The organism is Stenotrophomonas sp. SXG-1, from assembly GCF_014083965.1.
Classification (GTDB): Bacteria; Pseudomonadota; Gammaproteobacteria; order Xanthomonadales; family Xanthomonadaceae; genus Stenotrophomonas; species Stenotrophomonas geniculata.
The window spans coordinates 4,167,205-4,179,574 of sequence record NZ_CP046588.1 but is presented as its reverse complement, the minus strand read 5'-3'; the positions used below and the strand labels follow the sequence as shown (position 1 = coordinate 4,179,574).

General features: G+C 66.0%; 9 protein-coding genes and 1 pseudogene. 4 read left to right on the top strand and 6 right to left on the bottom strand.

From position 1 onward, the window contains the following. Nucleotides 1-36: 36 nt before the first annotated feature. Entirely contained in the window at nucleotides 37-2,142 is a 2,106-nt protein-coding gene (locus GOC52_RS19080; protein ID WP_191850151.1) for a phosphoglycerol transferase I, read from the bottom strand. Between the two features lie 240 nt (nucleotides 2,143-2,382). Continuing rightward, a pseudogene (locus tag GOC52_RS19075) lies at nucleotides 2,383-4,029 on the bottom strand (ABC1 kinase family protein); the annotation flags it as partial. Between the two features lie 206 nt (nucleotides 4,030-4,235). Here GOC52_RS19075 and GOC52_RS19070 point away from each other — a divergent pair. Continuing rightward, nucleotides 4,236-5,162, top strand: a complete 927-nt coding sequence (locus tag GOC52_RS19070; RefSeq protein ID WP_191850149.1) for a DUF808 domain-containing protein — start codon at nucleotides 4,236-4,238, stop codon at nucleotides 5,160-5,162. 95 nt (nucleotides 5,163-5,257) lie between these two features. Here GOC52_RS19070 and GOC52_RS19065 read toward each other — a convergent pair whose 3' ends face one another. Beyond that, entirely contained in the window at nucleotides 5,258-6,796 is a 1,539-nt protein-coding gene (locus GOC52_RS19065; protein WP_049453972.1) for a GGDEF domain-containing protein, read from the bottom strand. A gap of 105 nt (nucleotides 6,797-6,901) precedes the next feature. On the opposite strand from GOC52_RS19065, the gene GOC52_RS19060 reads away from it, so the two are divergent. Together GOC52_RS19060 and GOC52_RS19055 are read left to right on the top strand one after the other, a co-directional pair. Then, on the top strand, nucleotides 6,902-7,537 hold the full coding sequence (locus tag GOC52_RS19060) for a Rossmann-fold NAD(P)-binding domain-containing protein (protein ID WP_191850147.1): 636 nt from the start codon (nucleotides 6,902-6,904) through the stop codon (nucleotides 7,535-7,537). Beyond that, complete coding sequence (locus tag GOC52_RS19055) at nucleotides 7,537-8,244, top strand: helix-turn-helix transcriptional regulator (protein ID WP_191850145.1); 708 nt, start codon at nucleotides 7,537-7,539, stop codon at nucleotides 8,242-8,244. The genes GOC52_RS19060 and GOC52_RS19055 overlap by 1 nt, the downstream gene beginning before the upstream one ends. 39 nt (nucleotides 8,245-8,283) lie before the next feature. On the opposite strand, the gene GOC52_RS19050 is transcribed toward GOC52_RS19055, so the two are convergent. Continuing rightward, nucleotides 8,284-9,771 (bottom strand): S1 family peptidase, encoded by a 1,488-nt coding sequence (locus tag GOC52_RS19050; RefSeq protein WP_053443624.1) that lies wholly within the window; start codon nucleotides 9,769-9,771, stop codon nucleotides 8,284-8,286. Nucleotides 9,772-10,124: 353 nt separating this feature from the next. Here GOC52_RS19050 and GOC52_RS19045 point away from each other — a divergent pair, with 353 nt between their 5' ends. Continuing rightward, nucleotides 10,125-10,511, top strand: a complete 387-nt coding sequence (locus GOC52_RS19045; RefSeq protein WP_191850142.1) for a VOC family protein — start codon at nucleotides 10,125-10,127, stop codon at nucleotides 10,509-10,511. Nucleotides 10,512-10,631: 120 nt separating this feature from the next. Here GOC52_RS19045 and GOC52_RS19040 read toward each other — a convergent pair whose 3' ends face one another. Next, nucleotides 10,632-12,020: a dihydrolipoamide acetyltransferase family protein gene (locus GOC52_RS19040; RefSeq protein WP_053443622.1), complete on the bottom strand. Its 1,389-nt coding sequence runs from the start codon at nucleotides 12,018-12,020 to the stop codon at nucleotides 10,632-10,634. Then, nucleotides 12,017-12,370 carry an SH3 domain-containing protein gene (locus GOC52_RS19035; RefSeq protein WP_005411349.1) on the bottom strand — a complete coding sequence of 118 codons (354 nt, stop codon included), beginning with the start codon at nucleotides 12,368-12,370 and terminating at the stop codon, nucleotides 12,017-12,019. Before GOC52_RS19035 ends, GOC52_RS19040 begins: the two co-directional genes overlap by 4 nt.

The following is a 12,370-nucleotide window of genomic DNA, read 5'->3' as shown; positions in this document are numbered from 1 at the left end:
TTGTAGCGGGTGCAGGGCGCAGCCCTGCAAAGAACCCTACCCCCGCGGTCGGCTGCGCGAGGGCACCAGTGCGAACGTATCCACTGCCAGCTTCTCGGCGTGGTTCAACCACGCGCGGATCTCCAGATCGTCCACTTCGTGATCCAGCCCGAACGACACGTTGATCTTGCCGTTGGCATCGGGCTGCACCCACTGCTGGGCCAGCACCACCTTGCGCTGCGACGACACCGCTTCGATCCAGAAACCACGATCCGGGCGCGTACTCGCCACCAGCTGCAGCATGTACTGGCCGGCGCGGGTACGGCGGCCCTTCTGGGTGATCATGTGTGCCTGGCGCACGCTCGGGCGCGGGCCCTGGAAGGCGTCCAGCGGCGCATCCACGGCAATGCCGCCACGCAGGTCGTTGTCGCGGTACAGCTTGATGCCGTTGTCGCGGTTGACGAGCAGGGCGCACCAGTCACCGTCGGCCGAGCCGTCCTCGAACGCGGTGCAACGGTCGACATAGGCCAGGGTGTTGTCCGGGTTGGCATCATCGAACTGGCGCGAGGTGTTTTCCAGATACACGGACTTCAAACCCCAGTCCTTGTCGTACTCGAGCAGCACCGGTGGCTGCACGTGCTGCAGGCCGACCACCACCTGGTCGTCGCCGTCGATCTTCAGCTCGCGGGTCGGTTCACCCAGCCACAGTGAACGGGCGAAGGCCAGGTACTGCGGGTAGTCGCGGCCACCGTCGCGGCGTGCGGCGACGCTGGCGCTCGGCGCGCGCTGGGTATCGATCAGCGAACGGCCAAAGCCCATCGTCTTCAGGTTCGGGTCCAGCAGGCTGAGCAGGGTCGCACCCGAATCCAGGGTGGTGCCGGCGTCGGCGCTGAGCTGCTGCGGGGCAATGCCATCGCCCAGGAACAGCAGCAGGTTCTCGCGTTTCTGCCGGGTCAGAATGTGGGTCAGATCGTTGGGCATCGCCAGGTGATCGGAGGCGATCACGATCAGCGTGTCCTTGCCGTAGGGGCTGGCCTGGATGCGCTGCACCAGCTGCGAGATCAGCCGGTCACTGCACTTGAGCGCGTTGAGCATGTTGATGTTGCCGTACTGGCTCTGGTAGCGCTCGCCCTTGCACGACACCGGCAGGTGCCCGGCCGGGTGATGGGTGTCCATGGTCAGCGTGGTCAGCATGAACGGCGAGCCGGCGCGCGAGAGCTGCTCGAAGCGCTGGTAGGCGGTGTCCAGGAGCACGTCGTCGTGCACGCCCCAGGCCGAGTAGTGGATGCGGCCGATCTTCTTCTGCTGCTTGAACCAGGCCAGGTCATGCACTTCATCGAAACCGTGGCTGGCCAGGAACTGGCCCTTGCCGGCGAACTGGCCGTTGGCACCGCCCAGATAGTGGTTGGTGTAGCCCTGCTGCTTCAGGTAGTCGCCCAGGCATACCGCCTTGGGCAGGAAGCTGCCCATGCGGTCCATGCTGTTCTCATCGCCCTGCGAGGTGGTCAACGGCACGCCGCACATCGACGACACCAGGCCGGCGATGGTCCAGCCGCTGCCTTCGGCCGAGGCCAGCCCGCGCACGTCCAGCGACTTTGTGGCCAGCCGGTTGAGATTGGGCATCAGGCCCGGGAACACGTTCTCATCCAGGTAGGTGCGCTCCAGGCTTTCGCCGTAGATCCAGACGATGTTGCGCGGGCGCTGCAGCGGCTGCGTCGGCACCTGGTACTCGGGGGCGATGCGCGCGAAGTCGACCGGGCGCAGCTGCTGGTAGAGGCGCTGGCCGTCGCGGGCCAGTGGGCTGATCATGATCGTGGCCACCCACACGGCCGCGAAACCGGCGAACAACGCGCCACCGTGGCCGGGCCGGCGCCAGCGCTTCACCCGCGTGGCGAACAGCGGCAGCAGCGAGACCAGCGCCAGCACGATGAAGCCGGCGATGTAGCCCTTGAAGTCGGAGACACCGGCGCCTTCCATGTCGGCGCCGAGGTGGTACAGGGTTGCAGCGTTGAGTCCATCACCGGACAGCTTGTCGATCAGCCACCATGCGCTGAGCATGAGCAGCAGCAGCGAGAATGCGCTGGCCTTCCACCACACCCACTTGTCGGACGCGAGGAACAGCCAGCACAGCAGCAACAACGACAACAACAGTATCCAGAGCATAGGCAGCTTCGGCAGTGACGGGATGTTGATGGACGTCGTACCGACGCGTGTCCATCCGACCGGCGCTGTCGCAAGCACATGCACATGACAGGCCGATGACCCGATAGTGCATGCACGAACCTGACTGAAATGTTTGTTGGAATGACGCGCGCGAAATCGCGCTCAGAAGGTAAAACGAGCGTGAAAGGCTACGTTGGATTGCATTAAAGACCGCATGAATACGGCGTTTTCGTTGATGCGCTAGCGATGCCCGCGTTCTTCGCGTGCCCGTGCGCGACGGTCGAACAGCAATGCACTGGTCACGATGCCAAGGCCGAGCACCACGCCGATGAACAACAGAATCAGCGCAATCAGCGGGTAGCCGAACAGATGCCAGCCGGTGTCGATCTTCATCATCATCGCGGCGGCCATGATCAACGCGGCGCTGATGATGCCGGCCGCGACGCGGTTGGCGATCTTCTGCAGGTTCTCCATCAACCGCGATTCTTCCAGGCCGGTCACCTTCATCTGCAGGCGGTTTTCGGCCAGCAGGGCCATGATGTCCGACAGCTTGCGCGGCCCATCGCGCAGCAGCTGCTGCAGCTCCATCGCCTCGCTGGCGAGGTTGGCGGCAGACAGCGATTTCTTCAGGCGTGCGCGCATCACGTGCTGCAGCTGGCGCTCGACGATGCGACGTGTTTCCAGCTCTGGTGCCAGCAGCCGGCACACGGTTTCCAGGTTGAGCAGTGCCTTGCCCAGCAGGCTCAGTTCCGGCGGCGTGCGCAGCCCGCAGGCGGTGGCGATGCGCACCATGTCCAGCACCACGCGGCCTTCGGAGAACGTGCCGCTGGCGGCGTAACGCGCGATCAACTGGCCGGTCTCGCGCAGATAACGTTCCTCGTCGAACGCCTCCAGCCGCGTGCTGATGCTGATCAGGTCGTCGGCCACTTCCTCGCCACGGCCGTCGACCGCGGCGAACAGGATCTTCAGCAAGCGCTCGCGCAGGCGCGGCGGCATGTGCGCGACCATGCCCAGGTCGAAGATCGCCAGCCGGCCATCGGGCATCACCCGCAGGTTGCCGGGGTGCGGGTCGGCGTGGATCTCGCCGTGCACGAAGATCTGGTCGAGGTAGCCGCGGATCAGCGCCGCCGCCAACGGGTCCATCGATTGTTCGGTGCGGCGCACATCGGGGATCGCATCCACGCGCACGCCGGTGGCCAGTTCCATGGTCAGCACGCGCTGGCTGCTGTAGTCCCACAGCGGCTGCGGTATCCACAGGCGGCGGAACGGCTTCAGGTGCCGGCCGAAGCGGGCCAGGTTCTCGGCCTCGGCGTGGTAGTCCAGCTCCTGCATCAGGGTCTTGGCGAACTCGTTGAGCCAATCCCGCAGGCGCACGCGGCGGCCCACCTGGGTCAGGTGGTCGGCGGCCAGCGCGAAGCTGCGCAGCGCCTCCAGGTCCGAGCGCAGCTGCGCGGCGACTTCAGGCTTCTGCACCTTCACTGCTACCTGGCGGCCATCGTGCAGCACCGCGCGGTGCACCTGCGCGATTGACGCGCAGCCCAGTGGCTCGGGATCGAACGCAGCGAACAGCTTGTTCACCGGGGCGCCCAGTTCCTGCTCGACGATGGCATGGATGCGCTCGACCGGAATCTCGGCCACCTTCTCCTGCATGCGCTCCAGCGCCGTTGCGAACTCCACCGGCACCATGTCCGGGCGGGTAGAGAGCATCTGGCCCAGCTTGACGAAGGTGGGCCCCAAGGCTTCCAGGTCACTGACGAACTGTTCCGGGTTGCCATCTGCCGGTACGTCGGCCGGATTGCCCGCGGCATCCAGGTTCATGCCGGAAAATACGCCTGAATGGCGGTAGCGCATCAACAGGCGCAGGATCTGGCTGCGCCGGTTCATGCCTTTGACCAGCGGGGGATTGCCATTGGCGGTGGGCGGATTGCTCAAGCGGAACTCCCATGCGGCAAAGACGGTCGTGCCGGCCCCTGGCCAGCAATGTCCGGATTCCGCAGTGTCGCCGGGGGGCGGTAGGCACGCGGTGAATCCGACCGCTTCCGCAGCCGCCCCGGTATCGGTCAGAATCCGCTCATTCCCTCTCTGGACTTCCCATGGCCGGTGCCAGCCTGTTCGCCCTGCTCGACGATATCGCCACCCTCCTCGACGATGTCTCGGTCCTGACCAAGGTCGCGGCGAAGAAGACCGCCGGCGTGCTGGGCGACGACCTGGCGCTGAACGCTCAGCAGGTCACCGGGGTCAACGCCAACCGCGAGCTGCCGGTGGTGTGGGCGGTGGCCAAAGGCTCGCTGGTCAACAAGGTGATCCTGGTGCCGGCGGCTCTGGCGATCAGCGCGCTGGAGGCCTGGCTGCACAGCCGCGGCTGGAACGTGCCGCTGATCGTGCCGCTGATGATGATCGGCGGTGCCTTCCTGTGCTTCGAGGGTGTGGAGAAGCTGGCGCACCGCTACCTGCATTCCTCCGACGACGATGCCGAGCGCCAGGCCGAGCGTCGCAAGGCGCTGGCCGATACGCAGGTGGACATGGTGGCGTGGGAGAAGGACAAGGTGAAGGGCGCGATCCGCACCGACTTCATCCTCTCGGCCGAGATCATCGTGCTGACCCTGGGCGTGGTGGCCACCGCGCCGTTCACCAACCAGGTGGTCACGCTGGCCGTGGTTGCATTGGCGATGACGGTGTTCGTCTATGGGCTGGTCGCGGGCATCGTGAAGCTTGATGACGTCGGCCTGTACCTGTCGCGCAAGGGCGGAGCCATTGCCGCTTTCGGTCGCGGCCTGGTGGCGTCGGCGCCGTGGCTGATGAAGTTCCTGTCGGTGGCTGGCACCATCGCCATGTTCCTGGTCGGCGGCGGCATCCTGGTGCACAACGTGCCGGCGCTGCACCACGCGGTGCAGGCGCTGGGCGGTGAAGGGCAGTGGGGCTGGCTGATCAGTGCTGCGGCCAACATGGTGGTCGGCATCATCGCCGGCGCCATCGTGCTGGCGGCGGTGACCGGGTTGCAGAAGCTGCGCGGTAAATGATCTGTAGAGCCGAGCCCACGCTCGGCTGCTCTACGGCGCTGCGCGCCGCCGCCCGAGCATGGGCTCGGGCGCTACAGCGTCTGCACGCTGTATCATCAGCCCGCCTGCACCCGGTTCTTGCCTTGCCGCTTGGCCGCATACAGCGCGTCATCGGCGCGGCGCAGCAGGGTCTCGGTATCGTCACCGGGCTGCCATTGCGCCAGCCCGGCGCTGAAATGCACCGGCACGCGCCGGTCCTGCACGGTCAGCACGCGGTGCGCCAGTGAACGTTGCAGGCGCTGCACGGTGGCCATGCTGTCGGCGCCCTGGGTTTCCGGCAGTACCAGCACGAACTCGTCGCCGCCCAACCGTGCGATGCCGTCGGTGGCGCGCAGCAGCAGCTTGCACACGGCCACCAGGTGCTGCAGCAAAGCATCGCCACCCGCGTGACCGTGCGCCTCGTTGGTCAGGTGGAAATCATCCAGATCGATCACCGCCACGCCCAGCGGCGAGTTGTTGCGCATGGCACGCGCCAGCTCACGCTGCAGCAGTTCGTCCAGGCCGCGGCGGTTCAGTGCCTGGGTCAGCGGATCGATACGCGCCAGGTCACCAGCAGCACGCAGCTCCTGCTCCAGCTCGGCAATGCGCTGCTCTGCGCGTTCCACTTCCTGCCGCGCGCTGGCCAGGTGATCGCGGGCCTGCGCAGCCTGCTGCTGCACCTTGCCGGTATCGCGCATCACCTCCTGCAGCAGCTGGTTGAGGTCGGCGATGCTGCGCGCCTCACGCAGCTGCAGCGCGTAGCTGCCGATGCGGTCATGGTACTCACCGGTGCTGGTGGCCATGCCATCCATGCGCTCGATGAACTCGCCCATCAATCCGCGCATCGCCGCTTTTGAATCGTCGATGCCCTGGCGCAGCAGTCCCTGCTTGTAGATCACTTCGCGCAGTTCGGCGCGGGTGCGCTCGACTGCTTCGGCTTCCAGCGGACCATCCAGCAGCTGGCGCACCGCCGCGATCTGGCCCTGCAGCCAGCTGCGGTCATCCAGCAGCTCGCTCACGTTCTCCAGCAACAGGGCGAACAGCTCCAGCAGCAGCGCCTGTTGCTCCTGCCAGCTCTCGGCGCGCACGCCGACCTGGTGGCCGAGTTCGCGCACGCCCTGTTCGATCGGCTCCAGTGCGGTACCCGGTTGCCACTGGCGGAGGCGCGTGGCCAGGGCCTGCGCCTGTTCGCGCAGATCCGGGTCGTGCTGCAGCAGGGCCACCACCGCACCGCCCAGCAGCAACCGCAGCTGCTCGGACAGGCGCAGGCTTTCCGGCTGACCGTCCGGCGAATGCTGCTCGATGGTGCGGATGTACTTGTCGATCAGCTGCCGCATCGCGCGCCCATAGCGCGGCCAATCGGCGCTGGCCTGCGCCGACTGCAGGCGGTCGCCCATGTCGCCCAGCTCGCCAGGCAGCGTGGCCATGCCGTTGGCGAACGCCGCCAGCAGCGGTTCCGGCGCGTCGGCGCCTGCGAACAGCTGCTGCAGGGCCACGCCACCGCCGCCCTGCAGCACCACGCGGTCGCCCAGCCCATCGTCCACCACCGCGCGCACGCGTGCCGGCGGCCCAAGGGCGGTACCGGGGGCAGGGCGGTGGTCGGGCTGGTCCGTCATGGAGCGAATCCTGGGGCTGGCAGGGGCAGGTTCCAGCATATCGGCGCGGCTGCCGATGGCTTGAACGGCTACGATGGGCGACAGGATGCCGCAGCGGAGGTGGTGATGCGCGTGATGTTGCTGGGGGCGACCGGCCTGGTCGGCGGGCTGACCCTGCCCAGGCTGCTGGTCGACCCGCGCTGCAGCGCCGTGGTGGCGCCCACCCGCCGCCCGTTGGGCGTAACCCACGGGAAGCTGGAGAACCCGGTGCTGGCCTTCGACGCGTTGCCCACCTCGCCCGAATGGGCGCGCGTAGACGCGGTCATCTGCGCGCTGGGCAGCACCATTGCCCAGGCCGGCAGCCGCGAGGCCTTCCATCGCATCGACCACGACTATCCGCTGGCGTTCGCACGGCTCGCACAGGCACAGGGGGCCAGTACCTATGTGTTGAATTCCGCGGCCGGCGCCAACCCGCAGTCGTCGATCTTCTACAGCCGGGTGAAGGGCGAGCTGGAGCGTGACCTGCGCGCGCTGGGCTTCAACTCGTTGACCCTGGTCCGTCCCGGCCTGATCGGGGGCGAGCGCAACGAGGTGCGTCGTGGCGAGCGCCTGGCGCTGACGGTGCTGGGTGCTTTGGGGCCGGTGTTGCCGCGTGCGTGGCGGATCAACCCGGCCAGCGAGATCGCCAAGGCACTGGTCGAGGCCGCGCTGGCCCCGCAACCGGGCGAGCACGTGGTGGCATCGCGCGCGCTGGTCGGCTGATGTCGCGTGCGCTGCGCCTGACCCAGCTGCTGCAGCTGCTGCGCCGCCATCGACGGCCGGTGGCCGGGCAGACGCTGGCCGACGCGCTGGGCATCAGTCTGCGCACGCTGTACCGCGATATCGAGACCCTGCGCGAGCAGGGCGCCGACCTGCGTGGCGAGGCCGGCGTCGGCTACCAGCTGGCGCCGAGCGATACCCTGCCGCCGATGACCCTGCCACCGGCCGAGATCGACGCGCTGGTGCTGGGCCTGCGCTGGGTCGCGGCCCGCACCGAGCCTGCGCTGGCCGAGGCCGCACGTGATGCCCTGGCGCGTATCGCGCATGTGCTGCCAGCCGCGCGCCGGGAAGCCTTGCGTGATAGCGGCCTGCGCGTGGGCCCTTCGCGCATGGGAACCAAGGTGCCCGCCGCACGTCTGCAGGTTGTGCGTGAAGCAGTCAGCGCGCAGCAGCGCCTGAAGTTCGGCTACCAGGACGCGCACGGCCAGCGCAGCGAGCGCATTGTCTGGCCGTTCGCGCTGGGTTACTTCGATGAAGTACCGATGCTGGCAGCGTGGTGTGAGAGCCGCGAGGACTTCCGCCATTTCCGGCTGGACCGCATCCGCCAGGTGCGCGCACTGGAGGATCACTACCGCGTGCCACGCGCCACCCTGCTGCGGCGCTGGCAGAAAGCACAGGGCATCGCACCGGACTGGCTGGATCGTTCGTAGCCACAATGAGGAATGGCGCTGTGCATCAACGTGGTGGGCTTACACAGCTGGTTGGCTATGTGCCGGGGAGGTCGGGGTGGTACAGGTAATCGTCGACTCTATGGCCTGGGTTACGAGGCCCGACGCATCTTCCAAGAATGTCCTGACTCTCGAAACTTGGGGTTCACCAGGTTTACTGGGTGTACAACCCCAGGTGAAGGTGATGGGAGATGGAATGTTCTTGTCGACTTTGGCGCGCCCCCCGATGCAGATCCATCCGGCGGGACACGTCACGACCTCGAGGTTGATGTATACCGGAAACCTCGGATACCCACTGAAGTTCATCGTGGCAGTAACGCTGGCGCCTGTTCCAGACACGTTTGGAACGCTGTCCAGCTGAAATGGCTTCGTCAGGGTAGCGACGCCCAGGGTGGACATTCTCTCTATGGGCATGAAGAAAAGGTCATTCTCCCAAGGAGAGCCATCGTTTCCCCTGCCATGAACAAGGCCGTAGGCGGAGTTGCCGGCATAGACGGGACCACCACTATCGCCGCCTTTGTTCATCACGGTTCCATCAAGGCTGACGACTTGGACGTAGGTGCCGGCTTCCCCCTTCCAGTTGGCTGCGAACTCTGCGTCTTTGATGGATCCGCATGTGCGACCGGTCGTTACGCCGAACTTGCAGACCGTTGTGCCTGGTGTCATGTCGGCAAGTGATGCCTCATCGGTTATCGCCAGCTTTTCCCCATCGACAATGATTTCGTTCGACTGGGAGAAGATGACGCCGCCACGCTGCTGTGCACCCCACTGAACGTCGTAAGATCCTTTGTTGCGTTCACTCTTGAACAGAATGCGAGCGGTTGGGTTGCGTTGATAATTGTCGTTGTCACAGTGACCGGCAGTGGCCAAGCCTAATTCGCGAGTTGCAGTTTCGACCACGTTGAAGCCTGCTGTGCAGAGTTGCTGCTGGTAGCCCTCCAGTCGCCGCCCGCCCGCCACAGTGTTTGTTGGCTCTATGAAACCTGTGGTCTCTTTTACGCGGATGAAGTCGACGACGGAGAGAAGATTGGAAAGTCTGGCGCGTACGGCATCGGGATCGCGTACATATACCTCGACGATGGAATTCTTTATGTCTACCGTGGCCGCAAATTCGATGCCGGCCTTGACGAGCTGCTCGGACACTTCCGCCTGGGTGGCGCGGAGAAGCTCGAGAGAGCGTGGCGAATTTTCCGCGACGTAGAGGCGATCTTTGGTATAGGCAGATAGTTGGCCCGAGGCATCGCCAGTGAACTTCACGATGATCCTGAATTCAGGGGAGTGCTCGATGTAAAGGCCGGCGAACGTCTCAGGCTTCTCCCTCTGAAGCCGTGCGCTGAGTTTACCGGCGGCCCGTTCCGCATCCATTCGTTGCGCGGCTTCGAACGTGCCTATGTGCATGGTTTCCGCGTAGTGCTGTATTGCCACATCCTTGGGGGCGTCGTCCGCAAAGGCGGGAGAAGCGGTGATGATGGCTGCCAATAACGGGAGATATCTGCGTATTGTGGTCATGAACTTTCCTTTTCATGTGTATTATGTGAAGTTGCGTTCCGTCTGCATTTGACTCTAAATCACTTCTGTCTGTTGCAACTGGTAACTGCGTCTCCCTTTGATTGGTCCGGGGGGCTCCAAAAGAGCGAAGGTTCATCGCCGACGACAGCTCCCATCATGACTTGGCTTTGCGATATGTCGCGAGATCACAGTGGGTCGCCTGTTTTTCCATCCGATGGCGGAAATGCCCGCAATACGCGAGATGTTCGAACGACGATCGACTCTACCCGGTCGACTTCATCTGCTTGATCTACTGACAGAATCTGTCAGCAGACGTGTTCCACCATGATCGCTCCCCACAACGGAGCTTCCCCATGTTCACGCCCAGCACCCTGCTGCAGTACGTGCGCGACGTCGCCACCAGCGCCACCTTCTACAGCGGCATCCTCGGCAAGCCGCCGGTCGAGCAGTCGCCCGGCTTTGCGCTGTTCCTGCTCGGTGATGGCGCCGCGCTCGGCCTGTGGCAGCGCGATGACGTGCAGCCGGCGGTGTCCGCGCAGGCCGGCGCTGCGGAACTGGCGATGTTGGTCGCCAAACCCGAGACGGTGCAGCAGACGCACGATGCGTGGCGCGCGCTCGGCGTGCAGATTCTGCAGGCGCCGGTGACGCTGGAGTTCGGCCACACCTTCGTCGGAGCGGATCCTGACGGGCACCGCCTGCGTGTCTACAGCCGCGCCGAGGGTATGGTCGCTCGCGATTGATCGCGGGCAGTTTGTGGATCCACGCCATGCGTGGATGCGGGCACAAAAAAACGCCGGGCAGTGCCCGGCGTTTTTCCCGTTCATGTGCCAACCAAGGTTGGCACCCACCGATCAGCTGGATCAGCTGGCCAGCGCCAGATCGTCCATCATCGCGCGCAGGAAGCGAGCGGCCTCGCCACCCGTAGCCGCGCGGTGGTCGAAGGTGACCGACAGCGGGATCACCTTGTGCGCTTCCACGCCACCCATCACCGGGGTCATCTGGTGGCGGGCACGACCGGCACCGACGATGGCCACGCACGGCGGTACCACGACCGGGGTCGCGTAGCGGCCGGCGAACATGCCGAAGTTGGACAGCGAGATGGTGTAGCCGCTCAGTTCCGAGGCGGCGATCGAACGCGATTCCACCTGCTCGCGCAGGCGGTTGACGCCCTCGCGGATGCCGCGTGCGTCGAGCATGTCGGCATTGCGCAGGGCCGGCACGAACAGGCCGTCGTCGGTGTCCACGGCGATGCCGATGTCCACCTGCGCATGCAGGGTGCGGGTCAGTGCTTCGCCGTCGAACCAGGCGTTCATCGCCGGCACCTTCTGCGCGGCGACCACGATCGAACGCACCAGGCGCGCGGTGACGTCGTTGCCCGGCAGCCAGGCATGGATGTCGGCGTCGTCGTTCAGCGTGGTCGGCACGACCTTGCTGTGCGCGTCGGCCATCACGCGGGCCATGTTGCGGCGCACGCCCTTCAGCGGTTCCGGCTGGCCCTTGGCGACCACGCCCGGCGGCTGGGTGCGCATCGGCTTGCCGGCGGCAGACAGCGGGGTGCGGGCTTCGCTCTGCACCGGGGCAGACACCTGCGCCGGGGCCGGCGCGGCATACGCGGCGGCAGCGACCGGCGCCGGAGCAGCGCCCAGCTTGGCGCTGCCGTTGGCGGCGGCCTGCTTGACGTCGGCCATGGTCACGGCGCCATCGGTGCCGGTGGCCGGCACGCGGCTCAGGTCCACGCCCAGCTTGCGCGCCATCGCACGCACGGCCGGCACGGCCTTGACGCCACCGACGGCCAGCGCCTGCTCCGCGTGCACGGCATTGGAGCTCTGCATCGCGCCGACCACGGTACCGGCGTCATCACGCTCGGCCGCGGCGGGCTTGGCTTCTTCCACGGCGACCGGTGCGGCAGCGGCCGGCAGCGGCGGCGGCGTCGGTGCAGCGGCAGGTGCGGCGTGACCATGGCTGTGGCCGGTGTCCTGGCCATCGGCACGCTGCGGCAGGTTCGGGTCCAGTTCGAAGCTGGCCAGCACCGAGCCGGTCGGGATGATGTCGCCGGCGCCGCCGGACAGCTTCAGCACCTTGCCGGAGAACGGCGAGGGCACTTCCACCACGGCCTTGGCGGTCTCCATCGAGACCAGCGGCTCGTCCAGCTTGATCACATCGCCTTCCTTGACGAACCACTCGACGATGGTCGCGTCCGGCAGGCCTTCGCCCAGGTCGGGCAGGTTGAAGTTCTTGGTCTGGCTCATTTGCAGTTCTCTTCCAGCAGTTCCAGTTCGCGGGCCGGCAGCCAGCCCGTCGCGCCATTGGCGCGCTCGGACCACCACCACCCACCGTGTTCGTGATGAAGCTTCACCATCTCGCCGCTTTCCACATCCAGCTCGCGGGCGTCGTAGTCGCACAGGGCTTCGGCGCGACCCTCGTCCAGCAGCTGCAACCAGGCGATGGGCGCCCATCCAGCGCGCCCATCGTTGGTGCGTACCCAGGCAAACGCCGGCCATTCCTCGTCACGGACACCTACTTCGACGATCTGGCCGGTGTGGAACCGGAGCGGGTTGGGATACTGGCTGCGGTAAGCCCCCAGAAGGCGGGCCCGCAT